General features: G+C 69.7%; 19 protein-coding genes and 1 tRNA gene. 7 read left to right on the top strand and 13 right to left on the bottom strand.

Annotated features, from left to right (window positions below; genetic code table 11):
• The first annotated feature begins 154 nt into the window (after nucleotides 1-154).
• Nucleotides 155-231 (top strand) — tRNA-Arg (locus D9R14_RS18535).
• A 171-nt stretch (nucleotides 232-402) separates the two neighbouring features.
• On the opposite strand, the gene D9R14_RS18530 is transcribed toward D9R14_RS18535, so the two are convergent.
• From D9R14_RS18530 to D9R14_RS18475, 12 genes are all read right to left on the bottom strand, one after another.
• Complete coding sequence (locus tag D9R14_RS18530; protein WP_121624833.1) at nucleotides 403-2,154, bottom strand: ABC transporter permease; 1,752 nt, start codon at nucleotides 2,152-2,154, stop codon at nucleotides 403-405.
• The gene (locus tag D9R14_RS18525) at nucleotides 2,154-3,212 is read right to left on the bottom strand and encodes an ABC transporter substrate-binding protein (protein ID WP_121624832.1); all 1,059 of its coding nucleotides are present in this window, start codon (nucleotides 3,210-3,212) and stop codon (nucleotides 2,154-2,156) included. Before D9R14_RS18525 ends, D9R14_RS18530 begins: the two co-directional genes overlap by 1 nt.
• A 47-nt stretch (nucleotides 3,213-3,259) precedes the next feature.
• A complete protein-coding gene (locus D9R14_RS18520) occupies nucleotides 3,260-3,991 on the bottom strand; it encodes an SDR family oxidoreductase (protein WP_121624831.1) in 732 nt (243 codons plus the stop codon).
• Between the two features lie 36 nt (nucleotides 3,992-4,027).
• Nucleotides 4,028-4,831, bottom strand: a complete 804-nt coding sequence (locus D9R14_RS18515; protein WP_121624830.1) for an SDR family NAD(P)-dependent oxidoreductase — start codon at nucleotides 4,829-4,831, stop codon at nucleotides 4,028-4,030.
• A gap of 29 nt (nucleotides 4,832-4,860) precedes the next feature.
• Nucleotides 4,861-6,030 (bottom strand): ABC transporter ATP-binding protein, encoded by a 1,170-nt coding sequence (locus D9R14_RS18510; RefSeq protein ID WP_121624829.1) that lies wholly within the window; start codon nucleotides 6,028-6,030, stop codon nucleotides 4,861-4,863.
• A 10-nt stretch (nucleotides 6,031-6,040) separates the two neighbouring features.
• Nucleotides 6,041-7,528 carry a hypothetical protein gene (locus D9R14_RS18505; protein ID WP_170168677.1) on the bottom strand — a complete coding sequence of 496 codons (1,488 nt, stop codon included), beginning with the start codon at nucleotides 7,526-7,528 and terminating at the stop codon, nucleotides 6,041-6,043.
• A 28-nt stretch (nucleotides 7,529-7,556) separates the two neighbouring features.
• The gene (locus D9R14_RS18500; protein ID WP_170168676.1) at nucleotides 7,557-8,054 is read right to left on the bottom strand and encodes an acetyl-CoA carboxylase biotin carboxyl carrier protein; all 498 of its coding nucleotides are present in this window, start codon (nucleotides 8,052-8,054) and stop codon (nucleotides 7,557-7,559) included.
• Nucleotides 8,055-8,109: 55 nt separating this feature from the next.
• A complete protein-coding gene (locus D9R14_RS18495) occupies nucleotides 8,110-9,528 on the bottom strand; it encodes an acetyl-CoA carboxylase biotin carboxylase subunit (RefSeq protein WP_121624826.1) in 1,419 nt (472 codons plus the stop codon).
• A complete protein-coding gene (locus tag D9R14_RS18490) occupies nucleotides 9,525-9,929 on the bottom strand; it encodes a hypothetical protein (RefSeq protein ID WP_121624825.1) in 405 nt (134 codons plus the stop codon). The genes D9R14_RS18495 and D9R14_RS18490 overlap by 4 nt, the downstream gene beginning before the upstream one ends.
• A gap of 25 nt (nucleotides 9,930-9,954) precedes the next feature.
• Nucleotides 9,955-11,019, bottom strand: a complete 1,065-nt coding sequence (locus tag D9R14_RS18485; protein WP_121624824.1) for a 2,5-dihydroxypyridine 5,6-dioxygenase NicX family protein — start codon at nucleotides 11,017-11,019, stop codon at nucleotides 9,955-9,957.
• Nucleotides 11,020-11,227: 208 nt separating this feature from the next.
• Nucleotides 11,228-12,136, bottom strand: coding sequence for a LysR substrate-binding domain-containing protein (locus tag D9R14_RS18480; protein ID WP_281042018.1), 909 nt, complete (start codon nucleotides 12,134-12,136; stop codon nucleotides 11,228-11,230).
• 113 nt (nucleotides 12,137-12,249) lie between these two features.
• Nucleotides 12,250-12,540, bottom strand: coding sequence for a PepSY domain-containing protein (locus D9R14_RS18475; protein ID WP_121624822.1), 291 nt, complete (start codon nucleotides 12,538-12,540; stop codon nucleotides 12,250-12,252).
• A 133-nt stretch (nucleotides 12,541-12,673) separates the two neighbouring features.
• Here D9R14_RS18475 and D9R14_RS18470 point away from each other — a divergent pair, with 133 nt between their 5' ends.
• From D9R14_RS18470 to D9R14_RS18445, 6 genes are all read left to right on the top strand, one after another.
• Nucleotides 12,674-13,345: a response regulator transcription factor gene (locus tag D9R14_RS18470; protein WP_121624821.1), complete on the top strand. Its 672-nt coding sequence runs from the start codon at nucleotides 12,674-12,676 to the stop codon at nucleotides 13,343-13,345.
• Entirely contained in the window at nucleotides 13,342-14,679 is a 1,338-nt protein-coding gene (locus D9R14_RS18465) for an ATP-binding protein (protein ID WP_121624820.1), read from the top strand. The genes D9R14_RS18470 and D9R14_RS18465 overlap by 4 nt, the downstream gene beginning before the upstream one ends.
• A 91-nt stretch (nucleotides 14,680-14,770) precedes the next feature.
• Complete coding sequence (locus tag D9R14_RS18460; protein WP_121624819.1) at nucleotides 14,771-15,121, top strand: hypothetical protein; 351 nt, start codon at nucleotides 14,771-14,773, stop codon at nucleotides 15,119-15,121.
• A 39-nt stretch (nucleotides 15,122-15,160) separates the two neighbouring features.
• Nucleotides 15,161-15,631 (top strand): DUF2271 domain-containing protein, encoded by a 471-nt coding sequence (locus D9R14_RS18455; protein ID WP_024279909.1) that lies wholly within the window; start codon nucleotides 15,161-15,163, stop codon nucleotides 15,629-15,631.
• Nucleotides 15,632-15,653: 22 nt separating this feature from the next.
• Nucleotides 15,654-17,861: a PepSY domain-containing protein gene (locus D9R14_RS18450; RefSeq protein WP_121624818.1), complete on the top strand. Its 2,208-nt coding sequence runs from the start codon at nucleotides 15,654-15,656 to the stop codon at nucleotides 17,859-17,861.
• Nucleotides 17,842-18,831 carry an FAD:protein FMN transferase gene (locus tag D9R14_RS18445; protein WP_121624817.1) on the top strand — a complete coding sequence of 330 codons (990 nt, stop codon included), beginning with the start codon at nucleotides 17,842-17,844 and terminating at the stop codon, nucleotides 18,829-18,831. The genes D9R14_RS18450 and D9R14_RS18445 overlap by 20 nt, the downstream gene beginning before the upstream one ends.
• On the opposite strand, the gene D9R14_RS18440 is transcribed toward D9R14_RS18445, so the two are convergent.
• A complete protein-coding gene (locus tag D9R14_RS18440) occupies nucleotides 18,828-19,523 on the bottom strand; it encodes a VIT1/CCC1 transporter family protein (RefSeq protein ID WP_121624816.1) in 696 nt (231 codons plus the stop codon). The two genes, D9R14_RS18445 and D9R14_RS18440, sit on opposite strands and share 4 nt — an antisense overlap.
• Nucleotides 19,524-19,790: the final 267 nt, after the last annotated feature.

Here is a 19,790-nt window from a genome sequence, read left to right as displayed (position 1 = left end):
GCCCCCTCGCCCGGCGCGCCGCGCGTCGATGTCTTTTGCCTTGCCAGCCCTCCTAAAAAGGGGTAGCAGACGGGTCCTCGCAGCGCACCACGCTGCGATCCCCGGGGAAGGCCACTTCCCCCGTTCGGCTCCTCAGCCAACGCCGCGGGACAATGCGCCGGTAGCTCAGCTGGATAGAGCACCAGACTACGAATCTGGGGGTCGGGAGTTCGAATCTTCCCCGGCGCGCCATTTAAGCCCAAGAAAAATCGAGGCTTCTGGGCCTTGAGTATTGCTGCGGAGACACCCTCCCCTCGGGTCTCCACCGGGTCATCGCGGGCAACAAACTTTCCTGCCCACCGATAGCCGGAATATCGAGCGAGCAAGCCGCATTGAGCGGAACCAGCACGGTGGCGTCGAACGCTACCGGTTTCGGGTCAGCGCGAATGTGGCGCCCACCAGCAGCGTCAGCGCCACGATCAGCCAGACGCCGATAGCCGATGCGGTCACCGGATCGCCGCCCGACCAGTAGTTCCAGATCAGCGTCGAGATCACCACGTTCTGCCGCCCGTGCAGCATCAGGGCGATCGACAGTTCGCGCATCACATGGGCGAACACCCAGACCCAGATGCCCAGCATGGCCGGGAACACCAGCGGGAAGGTGATGCGCAGGTGCGTGCGCGCCGCCGAGGCGCCGCTGGCGAGGCCAGCCTCCTCGAGATCCCGGTGCAGCTGGAAGAAGGCGCTCTGGGAGGTCCGGCTGCCATAGGCGAGATAGAAGGTGGTGTACGCGATCACCAGGATCCAGATGGTGCCATAGATCGGAATCACCGGGATCGAGAGATAGACGTAGGTCAGGGCGATGCCCATGATCACGCCCGGAATCGCCAGCGGCACGAAGGTCAGGATGTCCAGCACCCGTCCCGCCAGCCCGCGCTCGCGCACGATGATCCAGCCCGATGTCCCGGCGAGTGCCATGACCGCAGTGGAAGCGATGGTGGCGACCAGGAGCGAGTTCACCACCGCCGTCACGATCATTGGATTCTTGAGGATGGCGAGGTGGTTGGAGATCGTCATGAGGCCGAGATTCTGCCAAGTCACCGGGGTGAGATAGGGCATCAGGCTGGCCCAGACCAGCATGCCCAGCGGCAGGACGACCGCGAGCGCCAGATAGGCGCTGACGAGGCCCGCGCCCACCCAGCGCCATGGACCGAGCTCCTTCACCCGCGGGCGGAAGCCCTTGCCGGAGATGGTCACGAAGCGCGAAGAGACCCGCGTGAAGGATTGGTAGACCACCGCCAGCAGGATCAGGCAGGCGAGGATCAGCACCGCGAGCGCGCTGATCTGCCCGAAGGCGGGAACGCCCGACGGGCTCGCGCCGAAGAGATAGTAGACCTGCGAGGACAGCACGAAGATGCGCGCCGGCATGCCGAGCGTGCCGGGCACGTCGAACACCACCAGACAAACGATGGCGACGAACGCCGCCGCCCCGAGGATTGCCGGCGCCATCATGGGCAGTGTCACGCGCCAGAATACGCGCCAGGGCGAGGCGCCGGAGGTCTGCGCCGCCTCCTCGTGGGCCGGGTCGGCATTGCGGAAGGCGTGGGCCAGCATCAGGAACACGGTCGGGATGATGGTCAGCGTCTCCACGAACACCATGCCGGCCATGGAATATATGTTGAACGGCATCCCGGAGAGTCCCAGCGCGGACACCAGCCCGAGGTTCAGCGAGCCCGCGCGGGGGCTGAGCAGCATTGCCCAGGCTGTCGCGAGCAGCACCGGCGGGGTCGCCATGGGCACCACGATCAGCACCCGGAACACGCCGGCACCAGGCACGTCGGTGCGCTCGATGAGCCAGGCCAGCGCGGTGCCGAGCGCCACCGCGGATACGGTGGACGCCACCGTGAAGACCAGCGTGTTGAACAGGACGACGCGCAGCTCGGGATCGGTGTAGGCCTCCACATAGTGGCGCAGGGTGAAGCCCGCATCCGTGGGGAAACCCTCGGTCTTGAAGCTCGATAGGATCAGCAACGCCACCGGCACCACCACCAGCCAGCCGAGGATGATGCTGAGGCCGATCCACACCAGCGTCTTGCCGCGCGGCAGGCGCTCGCGCAGGGACGTCGGCGAAGGGAGGGCGCCGGCAAGCCTGCCATCGAACCGCGCGTCGCTCATCAGATCGGTCCGCCTGCCCGCAGGATCTTGTTGTAGAGCTCGATCAGCTTGGTCATGCGCGGCACCTCGTCGAGCGGGAACTCGGAGGCGGTGGGCAGCTTCAGCTTGGCGGTTTCGGTGTCGAGAAACAGGCTGCCGCGGCCGGTGGCAGCCTCGTAGGCGCGGTTGCCCTCGTTGGTGGCGAGCCAGCACGCGAAGAGCTTGGCGCTGTTCACGTTGCGGGCATATTTCGGCAGCGTCGAATAGTTGGTGCTCAGCGGGTAGGGATCGGGGAACAAGATCTTGATCGGCCCGCCGCGCTGGATGGTCGGCCGCGCAGTCCAGTTGAGGCCGACGGCCGCCAGCAGCTCGCCCGAGGCGCATTGCTGGGCCAGCGTGTAGGTGCTCGCGGTGATGACCGGCCCGTTGGCCGCGAACTTCTCGACGAATGCCGTGGTGCGCGGTTCGCCCCACACCGGCACGAGGCCGGCATAAGGCTGGGCGAAGGCCGGACTGCCCACCTTGCCCTTCCACTTGGGATTGAGGAGATCCTCCCATCCCTTGGGAGCCTCGGCCTCGGGCAGCTGGCTGGTGTTGTAGACGATGCAGAACAGGCTGTGCGCGCAGATCAGCGAATAGGGGGTTGGCGCGAACTTCGCCGGCATGCCGTAGTCCGTCCACTTCACCGGCAGAGCGAGGTCGCGCGAGGTGATGCCCCAGGTCTGGTCGGCGGTGGTGGTGACGAGATCGGCGGACTTGCCGGGCGCGCGGGCCTCCTGCATCACCTTGGCGACCATGTCGCCGACGCCGATGCCGCGCACATGCTCGATGGCGACCTTCGGGAAGCGCTTGTTGAAGGTGGCGATGCAGGGCGCGAGCAGATCGGTGGCCGTGGTCTCGTACCACACCGCCGGCTCCTCCTTGGCCGCCACCGCCGCCTCGGCCAGCGGCACGAGCTTCGCCATGTCGTCGGCCTCCGCCGCGAAGGCGGAGGCGAGCGGGCCGGGAAGGCCGCCCATGAGGCCGGCGGCGCCCGCCGCGAGCCCTTTCACCACGGTCCTGCGATCGATCTCGGTCATGGTTTCCTCCCTCTCTTTTTTGTCGTGTCCTATGCCACCTCTTCCGCTCACGCCGCGCGGCCCACCGTGATGCCGCCGCACACATAGATCACCTGTCCCGTGACGAAGCTGGCGGCGTCATCGAGGAAGAAGGCGACCACATTGGCCACGTCCCGCGGCTGTCCCATGCGCTGGAGCGGGATCGCGCGCAGGATCGCCTTCGTGCGCGGGTCCTCCGGCCGGTTGGCGGCCGCGAAGGCGGGGGTCTCGATCGGGCCCGGGGCGACCGCGTTCACCGTGATGCCGTGCGCCGCCAGTTCCAGCGCCCAGGTCTTGGTGAGCCCGACCAGCGCCGCCTTGGACGCCGAATAGACCGAGCGCAGCTCCTTGCCGATGGCGACGCGGCTCGAGATGTTGACGATGCGCCCGAAGCCGGCCGCCTTCATGCCGGGCACGAGCGCCTGCGCGCACTGGATGGCGCAGCGCACGTTGACCGACATCACCGCGTCGAGGTCCTCGAAGCGGATGTCCTCCAGCGGCCCCGGCCGGACGATCGCGACGTTGTTGACGAGGCGTGTCACGGGGCCGCGCGCCAGCATCCGGTCGAGGGCCGCGGCGGTGGCGCCGGGATCGGCGAGGTCGACCTTCACGAAGTCGACCGCGTCCGGCCGCACCGGGTCCTGGACGTCGAACACCACCACGCGCCGGCCGGCGGCGAGCTCGCGCTCGACCGTCGCCCAGCCGATGCTGGTCGCCCCGCCGGTGACGAGGGTGGTGCCGCCTTCGCCCGCTGCCGCCATTGCTCTCCTCCCGCCGTTCTTCCGTCTCGTCACGCCTCAGCCGATGCGCGCCAGCGCGCCGCCGTCAACGGGCAGCGCCACCCCGGTGATGAAGCTCGCATCGTCGGAGGCCAGGAACGCCGCGGCGCTCGCCACGTCCCAGGGGCTGCCCATGCGCCGGCGCAGCGGCACCTTGGCGTTGCGCTCGGCGATCAGCTGGTCCCGCGTCTTCTCGCCCGAGGCGAGGCGCGGCCCCATGGCCATGGGCGTCTCCATAACACCCGGCAGGATGGAATTGGCGCGCACGCCGTGCTCGGCGTTCTGCATCGCGATCTGGGCGGTGAACGCCACCATGCCTGCCTTCGAGGTCTTGTAGGCGACGTAGTTGTAGGTGTTCTCCACCGCGGCGATGGAGGACACGTTGATGACGACGCCCGAGCGCTGCGCGCGCATGATCGGCAGAACGTGCTTGGCGATCATGATCGCGCCGCGCAGGTTGATGGCGTTGACGCGGTCGAACGCCTCCTCGGTCAGCTGGGGCAGCAGCGCGTCGCCGGCAGCCATGCTGACGCCGACGTTGTAGTTGAGGATGTCGACGCGCCCCCACCGGCCATAAGCGGCCGCCACCGCGCCGGCGAGCGCGGCCTCGTCGGTCACGTCCGCCTGGTGGGCGATGCAGGTGCCGCCCGCCTGCGCCGCCATGGCGGCGGTCTCCTCGGCGGAGGCGAGGTCGCGGTCCACGGCGAGGATGAGCGCGCCCTCGCGGGCGAAGCGCAGCGTCGTCGCCCGGCCGATGCCGGTGCCCTCGCCCGGACTCTGGCCGGCGCCCACCACGATCGCGACCCTGTCCTTCAAAAGCATGGGCGTGAACTCCTGAACGCCGTCCGGCCTCAGCCGGGCGATCCCTCGACGACGATGCAATGGGCGGGCGGCATGTGCAGGACCACCGGGGCGCCCACCTCCCATTCGGAGGTGGAGAGCGTCTGCACGGCGAGCGAGGAGGCGCCCACTGCCGCGTGGTAGTCGATCAGCCGGCCCGAGAAGCTGCGGCTCTCGATGCGCGCCGGGAAGCGGTTGGGCAGCCCCTCCGGCACCGAGCCCCTGGGCAGGATCTGGATGTGCTCCGGGCGCACCAGGAGGCCGTGGCGCCCCGGCCCGATCCCTTGCGGAACGCCGGTGCACATCACCACCCCGAACGGCGCCCGCGCCTCGACCCGCCCGCCCGCCGGCGCAGCGGGAAGATCGCAGGGGAGCACCTCCGACTGGCCCACGAACTGGGCGGTGAAAACGCTGCGCGGCCGGTGGTAGAGGTCCTGGGGAGCGCCGATCTCCACGATCTTGCCGTTCCGCATCACCGCGATGCGGTCCGACAGGCTCATGGCCTCCTCCTGGTCGTGGGTCACGTAGATCATGGTGGCGCCGAGGCGGCGCTGGATGTTGCGCAGCTCGGCGCGCATCTGAATGCGCAGCGCCGCATCGAGGTTGGAGAGCGGCTCGTCGAGCAGCAGCAGCTTGGCGTTGGCGACGATGGCGCGCGCGAGCGCCACGCGCTGCTGCTGGCCGCCCGACAGCATCGGCGCCGGCCGGTCGGCCATGGCCGCGAGCCCCACCGTCTCCAGCGCCGCGCCGACGCGCGATTTCAGCTCGGCCCCGCGCACGCCGCGCGCCTCCAGCGGGAAGGCCACGTTGCCGAACACGCTCATGTGCGGCCAGATGGCGTAGGACTGGAACACCATGGCGATGTCGCGATGGTTGGCCGGAACCTGGATCCGCTGTGCGGCGGAATAGACAAGCTTGCGGTCGATGACGATCTCACCCTCGAACGGCATCTCAAGCCCGGCGATGCAGCGCAGGGTGGAGGTCTTTCCGCACCCGCTCGGCCCAAGCATGGTGAAGAACTCCCCCGCCGCGACGGAGAAGGAGACATCGTCCACCGCCAACCAGGCGCCGTAGCGCTTCTTGAGATGCGAGATGCGCAGCAACGCCTCATCTCCGGCGCCGGGCGTGGCCGCTGGTCTGCCGGAGGCGGAGGCGGAGGGGGGAAGGGGCTGCACCATCATCGCGGCCTCCTCACGCCGCCGCTTCCGGCGTGATCCGGCCGGACAGGCTGAGCCTCAGCGACCCGTGCTCGATCTCCACCGCCGCGATGTCCGCGCGCCGGCCGAGTTCGCCGATCAGCGCCGCCACCGGGCTCGGCCGCGGCGTCCAGGCGATGCGCGCGCGGTTGGCCTTGAACCCGGTATAGGCCGCCGGATTGAGGAACAGGAACAGCAGCAGGTCCTCGTCGGATTCGAACGGCCCGTGCTCGGCGCGGATGCGCGGCAGCGCCGGCTCGTCGAGGCCGGCGATGGAATCGATGGGCGCCTTGCCGCCGGTGAGGATGTCGGCAACGTTCGGGTCGAGCGGATGGATCGGCTGGCCGAACGCGCCGCGCGCGTAGAGCCGCAGCGCCTCCGGCACGGTGGCGTAGCGCTTGCCGCTGGTGACGTTCATCACCGCCTGCACGCCCACGAACTGCGAGAAGGGCGTGGACATGTGGGGATAGCCCACCTCGCCGCGCACCCGGCCCGCCTCCTCCAGCACGGCGGGCAGAAGGTGCTCCATCTTCAGGTCCTGGAGCTGGCGCACCAGGTTGGAGATCATGCCGCCGGGGATCTGGTGGCCCACATAGTCGCGGTGGTGCACCGGGTCGAAGGGCTCGTCCTCGGGGATCGGCTTTCCCTCCTTGTGCGCGACCCAGTAGAACCAGTCGTCGATCTCGGCGAGCGCGGCCTCGTCCACATCCACCTCGCGCCCCTCCTCGCGGGCGATGCGGACGATGTCGGATACCCAGGGCAGCGAATGGCCATAAGCGAGGGGGCGCGCGGCGGTCCAGATCACGTCCGCGCCGGCGCGGATCGCCTCGCGGCAGCATTCCTTGGAGACGCCGCCGGTGGTGTGGGCGTGGAAGTGCAGCGGCATGTCCTCGCCGATGGCGGCGCGCGTGGCGGCCACCGAGGAAAACGCGCGCTCCGGCAGCATCACGCCGGGGGAGTCGGACAGCACCAGTTCATGGACACCGTGCTCCTTGAATTCCCGCGCTTTGCCCGCGAGGTAGGCGTCGGTATGGGCGGGGCTGTCGTTGAAGCCTACGAAGCCCTTCACCTTGAAGCCGAGGCGACGGCCCTCTGAGATGATCCACGCCATGTTGCGCAGGTCGTTGAGGCCGTCGAACACCTTGAAGCTGTCGACGCCGTTGCGCATCAGCGTTTCGAGATAGACCGTCTGCACGTCGTAGGGCTGGGCCTTCCAGCCCCAGAGATTGCGCGCGCGCACCAGCACGTCGAATGAGGTCTTGGGCGCCTGCTGGCGCAGCAGGCGCATCCGCTCCCACGGGTCCTCGTGCAGGAACATGGCGGCGACCTCGAACGAGACACCGGCGGCGACGCAGATGGCATCGAAGCGCGCCTCGTCCATCACCGCGGCGATGGGCAGCATGTCGCGGGTGCGCATGCGCGTCGCCCACAGCGACTGCTGGGCGTTGCGGAGCGTCTCGTCGAGGATGCGCAGTTTCTTCAACGTCCTGGTCTCCGTTGCGGGGCAGGCCTCAGGCCGGGCCAATCACCATCAGCGTCTGCTCGATCTCCACCACCTCTTCGTTCCGCACGAGAATGGCGGCGACCACGCCGTCGCAGGGCGCCTGGATGGGCGTGAACAGCTTCATCACCTCGACGATGCCGAGCTGGTCGCCCTTGCGCACCGCGCGGCCCTCCTCGGCGAAAGGCGGCGCGCCGGGAGCGGGCGCGGCATAGAAGGTGCCTGCCATCGGGCTCGCGACCTTGGCGCCGTCGGGCACGTCGGCCGGGGCGCGGCGCGGCGTGGCCGGCGCAGTGGCTGGGGCCACCGCGTTGGCGGCCGGCGGTGGGGCGGGAGATGGTGATGCAGGCCGAGGCAAGGACGCCGGCCGGACCGTCGCTGGAACATCATCGCGGGACCGCGTGACCTTGAGCCGCGTTCCCTCGAACTCCAGCTCCACGTCGGAGAACGGACCGGAATCGATCAGCCGCAGGATGCCGATGACGTCCTGATAGGTCAGCTCCGTCATTGCCTTCTCCCTCCGCATCCAGGTCCGCTCCCGTCGCGCCCCATCTGTCGTCTCCTCATGATGCCGCCTCGGCCGCGGCCGGGTGTCGAGCCGGTGGCAGGGGTGCGAAAAACGAGGGCTCGGCCACCACCGCCTCCACCCAGCGGGTATTCACCGCGCCGGAGGCGAATTCCGGCCGGGCGAGCAGCCGGCGCAGGAAGGGCAGCGTCGTCTCCACGCCCTCGATCTCGAACGCCTCCAGCGCCGCGCCGGCGCGCGCCACGGCTTCCGTACGGTCCGCTCCATGGACGATGAGCTTGGCCAGCATGGAATCGTAGAAGGGCGGCACCACGTAGCCCTCGTGGCAGTGGGTATCGAGCCGCACGAAATCCTGCGGCGGTGCCTTCCAGCGGGTGATCCGGCCGGGCGCGGGGCGGAACCCGGCCTCCGCCGCCTCGGCGTTGATCCGGCATTCGATGACGTGGCCGCAAAGACGCACGTCCTCCTGCGCAAGCGTGAGCGGCGCGCCGGCGGCGACGCGCAATTGCTCGGCGACGATATCGATGCCCGTGAGCTCCTCGGTCACCGGGTGCTCCACCTGGATGCGGGTGTTCACCTCCAGGAAGAAGAAATCCTGCCGCTGCTGGTCGTAGATGAACTCGACCGTCCCGGCATTCTCGTAGCCGACGCTCCGCGCCAGATCGACCGCCGCCTGGCGCAGGCGCGCCACCAGCGGCGCCGGCACAAGGCTCGCCGGGCCCTCCTCGACGATCTTCTGGTGACGGCGCTGGAGCGTGCAGTCGCGCTCGCCGAGATGCAGCACGGTGCCGTGCCGGTCGGCGAGGATCTGCACCTCGATGTGGCGGGCGTCGGAGATCAGGCGCTCGATATAGAGCGTGCCGTCGCCGAACGCCGCCTGCGCCTCGGCGCGCGCGGTCTCGAACGCGCTGCGCAGCTCACCCTCGCTGCGCACGATCTTCATGCCGCGCCCGCCGCCACCAGCGGCCGCCTTGAACAGCAACGGCATGCCGATCTCGCGCGCCACCGCCTCGGCACGAGCGAAGTCGGCGACGCTGTTGTCGCCGGGCACGATGGGCACGCCGGCTGCGGCGGCGAGGGCGCGGGCCTCGATCTTGTTGCCCAGCTGCCGGATCGTCTCGGCGCGCGGGCCCACGAAAATGATGCCCGCCTTGGCGCACGCAGCCGCCAGTTCCGCGCGCTCGGAGAGGAAGCCGAAGCCGGGATGGAGCGCATCGCAGCCGGTGCCAATGGCTGCCATGACCACGGCGCCGATGTCGAGATAGCTCGCTGTTGCGCGCGCCGGCCCGATGCACACGGCGCGATCCGCGAGGCGCGCGGGCAGGCTGTCGCGATCGGCCTCGGACACCGTGACCACGGTCTCGATGCCGAGCCCGCGGCAGGTGCGGATGATGCGCGCCGCGATCTCGCCCCGATTGGCGACCAGCAGGCGACGGATGGGCCGGGTCGCGCTCATGGCGCCCCCCTCACGCCGGCGTCGGCGGGTACGACGCTGATGAGCGGCGCGCCAAATTCTACGAATGCACCGTCGCCGGCATGGACGGCGACCACAGTCCCGGCAATGCCCGCGGTGACGGAGTGGAGGGCATCCAGCACGCGGATCACCCCGATGGGGGTGCCGGTCAGGACATCCGCGCCCCGGCGTGCGAGCGGCGCGCCATCGGATGCACGCGCCGGCTCGAACATGCCGAGCACCGGCGCGTTGACCGCGACGGCGTCCGGATGCGCCTCCTTCGCCGTGTCCGACGCCAGCGGGCGGGACGCAGCGACCCTGACAGGGCCGATCGCCATCGCGAGCCGGGCGAAGCCCGAGCTTTCGAACGCCCGGAGCAGCTCGGCGACCTCGCTCGCCGCCATCGCCCACTCCCGACGCGCCGGCCCGCTAGACAAGGATCTCGCCATCCTCGACCACCGTATGCTTGCCGTCGACCACCCAGGTGACGTAGTCCGTGATGCCTTCCAGCCTGAGCTTGCTCTTCACCACCCCGCGGTCGGCCCCGTGGCCGATGCCGAAGTGCATGGCGCCGTAGCGCTTCTTCTCGGAGCGCATGTTGCCGGTATAGGGCAGGCAGCGCCGGTTGGTGCCGACCGAGATCTCGCCGCCCACGAGCCACGAATTCTCGTCGCCATAGAGGTTGAGATAGCGCCGGACGAGACGCGCCTCGTGCCCGCCGCGGATGTCGACCACCTTGCCCTTCTCGATCACCAGTTCCACCGGCTCCCTCCACTGGCCGGGCGGGAAATGGGCGGTCTGGTCCCAGACCACGACGCCGTTGGCGGTGCCGGCCAGCGGCTCGACGTGGAACTCGCCGAACGGCCAGGTGCCGGGGCTGAGGCCGAAGCGGCCGGTTGCCTCGTCGCGCTCGAAGGGGATCGCGCCCCAGCGGTCCGCCAGCGCGCCCGGCGGATAGCCGGAGATGTCCGCGGTAAGGTCGGTGCCGGCGCGAGAGGTGACGCGCACCTCCCTGCCGTTGTCGAACACCGCGCCGATGCGGCGCTGGACGTCGCACATTTCCTTGATCTCATCCTCGGTGGCGGCGCCGCCGCCGTCGATGAGGATCTCCTGGTTCGCCTCCTCCCACAGCCAGATCGGGGTCTTACCCTTGCCGCCGCCCTCGGAGCGGATCTGCCGCAGGCCCGGCGTGCCGCTGTTGAGCGCGGTGGTGGTGAGGGCGATCACCACGTCCGCCTCCTTGGCGGCGCCGATCGACATGGGCGAGGGGTCGGCACAGTGGTAGGCGCGCTTGGGGAACAGGCATAGCAGTGCCTCGGCCCCCCGGCTGTGCAGCTCCGCCATCATCGCCTGCCAGATGAGCGGGTCCATCTGATCGTCGGTGAGGATCACGAACTTGTCGCCTGCCCGCACGTGCCGCAACGGGTACTTCAGGCAATTCATCAAAGAGATCAGACGAGTGGGCGGCGCGCCATAGCGCGAAATCATCTCCATCGACGACACCCCCTCCCGGAAAATCTACGATCACGCAGATTTATTCTTATCGACAGGAGTGAGATCAGCGCCATTAGAGGCGAATTCAGCTCGCATGTCGTTGGGTCGAGTTTCGTCGAGAGGCCAAAATCCTCAAGCCAAATTGCGTAATCCAGTCATTAGAAAATCTAATTCGCGCTGCGGCTCGGCATGGATCGCTCGTGTCGCCTCAGTGGGGGTGGGGCTGGGCGGTGTTGTGCAGGTGCTCTGCCGCCCATTCGAAGAAGGCAGCCACCTTGGCGAGCTTGGCGCGCTCGGGCGTGGCGATGACGTGGTAGCCGAGCGGCGAGGGCAGGCGGATGGTGAACGGCTCCACCAGCCGGCCGGCCGCCAAATCCATGCGTGCCACCGACCAGCGCCCCATGGTCACGCCCAGGCCCTCGATCGCAGCCTCGTACGAGGAGAACAGCGTATCGCAATGCAACTCCGAAGCCGACATCAGTCCCGGTAGTCCAGCCCGGTCCAGCCACAGCGACCAGTCGCCCTGGATGTCGATGGGCGAGAGCGTGCGGATGATGGTGTGGCGCACGAGATCGCGCGGGCTGGTCAGGCCCTCGCCCTCCTGCAGCAGGTCGGGGCTGCAGACGGGAAAGAGAAAGTCGTCGCCGAGCTTCGCCAGCACCATGTCGGGCCAGCGGCTGCGCACGCCGTACTGGATCGAGACATCGTGGTCCTGGCGGGAGGCCTCCTCCAAGGGGTGGAGGGTCCGCAGGCGCAGGGCGATGTTGGGCCGCTGCCGGCGGAACTCCTTGAGCCTCGGGATCAGGCACTTGAGCGCGAACGTGCCGAGGCAAGCGATCGTGAGGATGTCGCCGCGGTGCCGTTCGACGGCGCGGCTCGTCGCCGACTGGACCTCTGCCAGCGCCATGCGCGCCGACGCCAGATAGTGCCGCCCCTCGTCCGTGATGCGGACCGCATTGCCCTCGCGCACGAACAGCTGGTGGCCGAGCAGATCCTCCAGCGCCTTGATGCGCTGGCTCACCGCGCCCTGGGTCAGGTTCAGCTCCGTCGCGGCGCGGGTAAAGCTGGAATGGCGTGCCGCCGCCTCGAATGCGAGGAGGCTCGACATGGACGGCAACCTGTTCAGCGTCTGCCTCCTCGCTTCGGACGGGGGATCCAGAGAACCCCATCTGACCCATCTGGCGGAGCCAAGCTAAGCTCCACTATTTTTTGGGTTTGAGGAAGCTGCGGTCAATCATCATCACGCTGTCCAAGAACCGGCTCAAGGCGCGCGGGATCGAACTTCGCTTTCAGCCGCATCCCCTGCGCGTTGGTGGCGCGGACCTTGTAGCAGCCGTCATCGGAGCGGATGGAGAGCACCGTCCAGCCCTCGGCCTCCAGCTTCTTCTGCAGCACCTCGCGCGGCTGCCAGTCGGCCAGCGGCACGTTGCAGTCGCGATCCGCAGCGGCCGGCGTCGCGGCAAGGCTGGTGATGACAAGGCTGGCGGCCACAAGCCGGAATGCGAACCCTTGGCGTCTCACCGCACATCCTCCTTCCGCCCCGGCCCCATCAACACCACGCCAAGCTGACACCCACCTGAACGGCCGGAGGAATTCTCTCGATCCTTCCACCTCGTGCCGCGCTAGATTGCCAGGCGGCCCTCCGAGGTGACAGATGCGAATCCTCCTCATCGAAGACGATCCCGTCCTGGGCATGGCCGTGCGCGACCAGATCGTCGCGGACGGGCACGGCGCCGACTGGGTGACGCGCCTTGCGGATGCCGCGCACGCCGTCCATGCCGCGGCCTTCGACCTGATCCTTCTCGACCTCATGCTGCCCGACGGGCGCGGCTCCGACTTCCTGAAGAAGCTGCGCAGCACGGGCGACGCGACGCCGGTGATGGTGCTCACCGCCCGCGACCAGATCTCCGACCGCATCGCCGCCCTCGACGCCGGCGCCGACGACTATCTGGTGAAGCCGTTCGACCTGTTCGAGCTGTCGGCGCGCATCCGCGCCGTGGGGCGGCGCTATGCGGGCAATCCCAACCCGCTGGTCGCGCTCGGCGACATCGAGGTGGACCTTTCCGCCCGCTCGGTGCGCCGCGCCGGGCAGACCATCGCTTTGACAGCGCGGGAATGGGCGCTGTTCGAGGCTTTCGTGCAGCGGCCGCACCAGCTCATGTCGAAGCCGCAGCTGGAGGAACGGCTCTATTCCTTCGATGCGGAGGTGGAGAGCAACACCATCGAGGTCTATGTGGCGCGCCTGCGCAAGAAGCTCGGTGCCGACGTGATCGAGACCGTGCGCGGCATGGGCTATCGCTTGGGCACGCCGGGAGGCGGCGCATGAGCGGACGCTGGAGCCTGCGCCGGCGCCTCGGCCTGTGGCTCGCGTTGTCGGTGGCCGCCCTGTGGCTCTCGGCAGCGACGGTTGCCGGGCTGGTGCTGCGGCACGAGATCGACGAGGTCTTCGACAGCGCGTTGCAGGAGGTGGCCCAGCGGGTGCTGCCCCTCGCCTATTCGGAGCTGCTCGCGCGCGAGGATGGGGCCGGCACGCACCACATGCCGCCCGTGGGCCCGCATCGCGAATTCATCACCTATGTGGTGCGCGACGCGCAAGGCCGTGTGCTGCTCCAGTCCAGCGACGCGGAGCAGATGGCGATTCCCGCCGGGCTCGCCCCCGGCTTTCACACCACGCCCCGGCTGCGCACCTACACGGAAGCGGCGGTGCGTGGCACCGTCATCGTCACCACGGCGGAGGAGCTGGACCATCGCGCCGCCGCGGTCTGGCGGGCGGTCATGGCGCTGATCTGGCCGCTTGTCGCCCTCGTGCCCATCGCGCTTGCCGGTGTCTGGCTCACGCTCCGCCTCACCTTGAAGCCGGTGCTCGCCTTCCGCCATGCCATCGCCGCGCGGGGGCGGGGCAACCTGGCGCCGGTGCCGGAGCAGGGTTTGCCGGAGGAGATGGCACCCGTCGCGGGTGCTGTGAATGCGCTCATGGAGCGCCTGCGCGGGGCGCTGGAGGCGGAGCGGGGCTTTGCCGCCAACAGCGCCCATGAGTTGCGCACCCCCATCGCCGCCGCCCTGGCGCAGACCCAGCGGCTCGTGGCCGAGCTGCCGGAAGGACCGGCGCAGGAGCGCGCACGCACCATCGCGGGCGCGCTGCGCCGCCTTTCGCGCCTGTCGGAGAAGTTGCTCCAGCTCGCCAAGGCCGAAGGCGCCGGCCTGCTCGCGGAGGCGCCTGCGCCACTCGCGCCTGTACTGCGCCATGTGATCGCCGACATCGACCGCCGGACCGACCGAGCGGGAGACATCGACCTCAGCATCACGGCGGAGGGCGGCCCCGTCAGCGATCTCGACCCCGACGCCTTCGCGGTTCTGGCACGCAATCTCATTGAAAATGCTTTGAAACACGGCGCGCCGGACACGCCGGTCCGGGTCCGCCTCACCGCCGACCGGCTGGAAATCACCAACCATGGCGCCGTCGTTCCGGCGGAACGGATGGCCCAGTTGCTGCGGCCGTTCGAGCGGGGACCGACGGGGGCGGAGGGCTCTGGCCTTGGCCTCGCCATTGCCGCCGCCATCTGCCGCGGGGCGGGGCTGGCGCTGGAAATCGCCTCGCCCATCCCGGGGGCGACGGAGGGCTTCAGCGCCGTCGTGCGCTTTCCCGAAGCGCGATCCTGACAGCAAGCTGAACGCGATTCAGCAGGGGGTTCAGGCGGCTGTCAGGTTGGTTCGTGAGGGTGTCAGCGTCATCGAACGCCGGAGCCCCTCCATGAAGACGCGAACCCTGATCGGAATCGCCCTCCTCCTCTCCACCGCCGGCCTCGGCGTGGCGCTGGCGGCGACCCAGATCGACCATCTCGATCTCCCCTTCCACAGCCGCGACGACGCTACCCGCGCCGACGCCCGCCCCCTCCGTCTCGCCGACAACGACCACCGGCGCGAGGGCAAGGAGCGCCATCACGGCCGCCATCACGACGATGATGACGACGACGATGATGACGGCCGCCCGGGCGCCCGCCCCGGTGCCGTTCCGCAGAACGGCCCGGCCGATCCCGCCGCGCCGGTGCCGGACAACGGCCTGTTCCAGGGCAAGGCCCGGCCCAAGGTCGAGGTGCAGTGACCCTCGGCCGCCCCCGCACCCCTTCAAAGGAATAATCAGATGAAATTCGTTCTCCCCGCCGTGGCGGCTACCGCCACCCTGCTGTCGCCGGTGCTGGCCGAGGCGCGGCAGGTCACCTTCGAGACCACCCTGAAGCCCTATGGCGGCAACGGCGCCTATGTGGTGCTGTACGTCACCGATGCGGCCGGCGCCTACAAGGGCACGCTCTGGATGGCCGGAGGCAAGGCGAAATACTACCGCCACCTCTCCGACTGGCAGCGCGCCTCCGGCGGACGGCCCACCGAGATCGACGGCATCACCGGCGCCAGCATCGGGTCCGGCAAGACACTGAAGATCACCCTCGATCTCGCCGATGCCATGATCGATGCCGGCTACCAGGTCCATGTGGACACGGCGGTGGAGGACGGGATGGACAATCCCTCCGAGGTGGTCGCCCCCCTCGCCGCAAGTGCGTCCGGCAAGCCCGTCGCCGGCAAGGGCTATGTGAAGTCCTTCACCGTCACCTTCTGATCCCCTTCGGACACCCCCCAAAATGCTTCGCCGCCTCCATGGCCTTCCCGGCATCGCGCTGGCGCTGGCCCTTGCCGTCACCGCCCTCTCCGGCACGGTCCTTTCCGTGCAGCCGGCGCTGAACCACGTTGCCGCCCCGGCCATACCGGCATCCGCCAGCGTCGCGGACGTCGCAGGTGCGGTCGCCGCGCGCCATCCCGGCGTCAGCGCCATCCGGCTGCGGGCGGACGGCAGCCTCACGGCGGCCTTCGACGATGGTGGCACGCGTGGCGTGGAGCGCATCGATCCCGCCACCGGCGCGGGGCTCGGGCCTTACGCGGTGTCGGACACCACCCGCTTCATCACCAACCTGCACCGCGCCTTCCTGATGGGCGATGCGGGGCGCGTGGCGGCGGCCATCGGCGCGCTGGCGATGCTGGGGCTCTCCGTCTCCGGCCTCCTGCTGCTGGCCCGCCGGCTCGGCGGCATGGGGGCGCTGCTGCGGCCCATCCGCGGCACCCCGGCGCAGCGCTGGCATGGCGAACTCGGCCGGCTCGCGGCCGTGGGCCTGATCCTGTCGTCGCTGACCGGCCTGTGGATGTCGGCGGGCACCTTCGGGCTTCTGCCTGAAAAGGCGGCGATGACCCCCGCCATCGCCGCCAGCGGTGGCGCGCCGGCCCCCGTCGGGACTCTCAGCAGCCTGAACAGCGTGAAGCTCCGGGATCTGCGCGAACTCACCTTCCCCGATCCTGCCGACCCCACCGACGTCTTCACCCTCGTCACCGCCGATGGCGAGCGGCTGGTGGATGCCGCCACCGGCGCCACCCTCGCCATGACGCCGGCGCCGGCGCTGGAGCGGATGAACGACCTCGTGCGCACGCTGCATACCGGGCGTGGCGCCTGGGTGCTCGGCCTTTTGCTGGGTCTCGCCTCTGCCATGGTTCCCGTGCTCGGCGGAACGGGCCTCGTCCTCTGGCTGCGGCGGCGGGCGGCACGGCCGCGCATCGGTGCCAACGTCCCGGCGCGGGCGGCGGATACGGTGATCCTGGTGGGCAGCGAGGGCAATTCCACCTGGGGTTTCGCGGGCACCCTGCACGCGGCCCTCGCCGCCGCCGGCCACAAGGTCCACACCGCGGCCATGAATGACGTGAGCGCGGCGCATATGGCCGCCCCGCGCCTGCTGGTGCTCGCCGCCACCTATGGCGAGGGCGCGGCGCCGCAATCGGCCAGACACTTCCTGTCCCGCCTCGCAAAGCTGCCGGGGCATCCGGCAGTGGCGGTGCTGGGCTTCGGCGATCGCAGCTTCCCCCATTTCTGCCGCTTCGCGCGCGACGTCGCCGATGCACTGGACGCGCGCGGCTGCCCGCAGCTCCTGCCCATGAAGCGGGTGGATCGCCGCTCACCCCAGGAATTCGCCCAATGGGGGCACGATCTGGGGGATGTGCTGGGGCATGACCTCGTGCTCACCCATGTGGCGGAGCCGCCGAAGACCACCCGGCTGGCGCTGGCCGGGCGGGAGCTTTACGGCGAGGCGGTGGGCGCGCCCGTGGCGATCCTGCGCTTCACGGCACCCGTTGACCCGCGCACCGGCGCGCCCGGCCCCCTGCCCGCCTTCGAGGCCGGCGACCTCGTGGGCATCGTGCCGCCTGTGAATGAGAAGCTTGGCGATGCCATGCCGCGCTTCTATTCGCTGGCCTCCTCCACCCGCGACGGCGTGCTGGAAATCTGCGTGCGGCTGCGCGCGGGCGGACTGTGCTCCACTTTCCTGCACGCTCTTCAGCCCGGCGAGGGCATCGATGCCTTCATCCGGGAAAATCCGACCTTCCGTCCGGCCAAGGGACGCGGCCCGCTCATCCTCATCGGCGCGGGGGCCGGCATCGGGCCGCTGGCCGGCTTCGTGCGGGCCAATGCGGCGGGTCGGCCGGTGCATCTCTACTGGGGCGGGCGGAGCGCGGCCTCCGACTTCCTCTATGAGCATGAACTCGCCCAGCACCTCGCCGAGCGGCGGCTGACCACCCTGCGCACCGCTTTCTCGCGGGATGCGGACGGGAGCGCCTATGTGCAGGACCGCATCGCCGCCGATGCCCCGCGCCTGCGGGAACTGGTGAAGCAGGGCGCGCAGATCCTCGTCTGCGGCGGCCGCGACATGGCCGAGGCCGTGACCCGCGCGCTGGAGCCGGTGGTGCGCCCGCTGGGCCTCGACCTTCCCACCCTCAAATCGAGCGGACGCTATGTCGAAGATGTCTATTGATGCGCCTCGGGATGCGACGGCGCTCCGCCGCCGCGCCCTGAGCGGGCCGGCCATGGGCGCGCGCTGGTCCGCCACCTTCTTCGCCGCCGGCGACGTGGACGAAGCGGCGCTCACCTGTCGCCTCCAGAGCGCGGTGGAGAAGGTGGAACAGCAGATGTCCACCTTCCGGCCCGACTCCGATCTGGAACGGCTGAACGCCGCGCCCATCGGGGCGTGGAGGCCCCTCCCCCGGGAGCTGATGCACGTCCTCGCAACGGCGCTGGAAATCGGTCGCCTCTCGGGCGGAGCATTCGATATCGGGGTGGGCGATCTGGTCCGGGCATGGGGCTTCGGCGGGGTGCCGGGGCCTGATGGCGGACACATCGCGGCGCTCGCCGGCCGCCCCTCCTTCGAGCCGCCGAAGACCTTGCAGCTCGATCCGGCCGGCTGCCGCGCCCGCCGTCTGGTACCGCTCCGGCTCGATCTGGCCGGCATCGCCAAGGGCTTCGGCGTGGATGAGCTGGCCCGCGAGATGCGCGCGGCCGGCCCCTCCTCCTTTCTGGTGGGCATCGACGGCGAGATGCGCGCCGAAGGCCTGAAGCCGGACGGCCGGCCGTGGACGGTGGCCCATGAGCGGCCGTCCGTGAGGGAGCGGGACATCCTCGGCGTGCTGGAACTCTCCGGCGCCGCCGTCGCCACCTCGGGCAATTATCGCCACCGGGTGGAAGTGGCGGGGCGCGTGCTCTCCCACACCATGGACCCGGCGCGGGGCGCGCCGCTGGAGAATGACCTCTCAGCCGTCACCGTGCTCGGCGAAACCTGCATGGCGGCGGACGCCTGGGCGACCGCTTTGCTGGTGCGCGGGGCAAGCGAGGGGCCAGCCCTCGCCCGCCGCCTCGGCCTCGCGGCGCTGTTCGTGCGCACGGACGGCACAATGGAGGGGACGGGGCCGCTCGCCGTACCGCCCGAGCCGGCAGGCGAACGAATCTAGACCGCGTGCCCGACCGCCGCGCCGATGGCGGCCGTCGCTGCCATGGCGATGGCGCCCCAGAAGGTCACGCGGATGGTCGGCTTCCAGATGTCCGCGCCGCCCGCGCGCGCGCCCAGCGCGCCGAGCACCGCGAGACACGCCAGCGATCCGCCCGAGACGATGGGCGCGATCAGCGCCGTGGGCGCCAGCAGCGAGATGATTAGCGGAATCGCGGCACCCAGCGCGAACGTCACCGCCGATGTCAGCGCGGCCTGTATGGGGCGTGCGACCACATGCTCGGCCAGACCCAGCTCGTCGCGGGCATGGGCGGTGAAGGCGTCCTTGGCCGTCATCTGCTCGGCCACCCGGCGCGCCAGCGCCGGCTCGACGCCCCGCCCCACATAGATATTCGTCAGTTCGTTCAGCTCGCTTTCGGGATCCTCGGCGAGTTCGCGCCGTTCCTTCTGCAGGTCGGCGTTCTCGGTGTCAGCCTGCGAACTGACCGAGACATATTCGCCAGCGGCCATGGACATGGCCCCGGCCACGAGGCTGGCGACGCCCGCGACCAGAATCTCGGATGCGTTCGTCGAGGCTGCTGCGACGCCCACCATGAGGCTCGCCGTGGAGATGATGCCGTCATTGGCGCCAAGGACCGCGGCGCGCAGCCAGCCGATGCGCGCGATCAGATGGTTTTCCCGGTGGAGGGGCTTCATGGCGAATCCTCGGGACACTGGGCAGATGGAAGCGCACCATACCCCTAAAGAGGCGGAAAAGGGCTATCGGCCCGCAACCGGTCGGATCCACTTCGACCCGGCGGAACCGCTGCACCAGCAGCACATCGCGGCGCGCTGCCGTGACCTCCCAGGGCGAGATGCTCACGTGGTCCGGCGAGGCCCTCAACCAGCCGCGCCTGCTACGACTACGGCCTCGGCTGCTGCCAGTCGGAGCGCCGGAGCGCGTCGACTCCTGTGAATCGAGAG

The organism is Xanthobacter tagetidis (assembly GCF_003667445.1).
GTDB lineage: Bacteria > Pseudomonadota > Alphaproteobacteria > Rhizobiales > Xanthobacteraceae > Xanthobacter > Xanthobacter tagetidis.
This window is presented reverse-complemented; position numbering and strand designations above follow the sequence as displayed.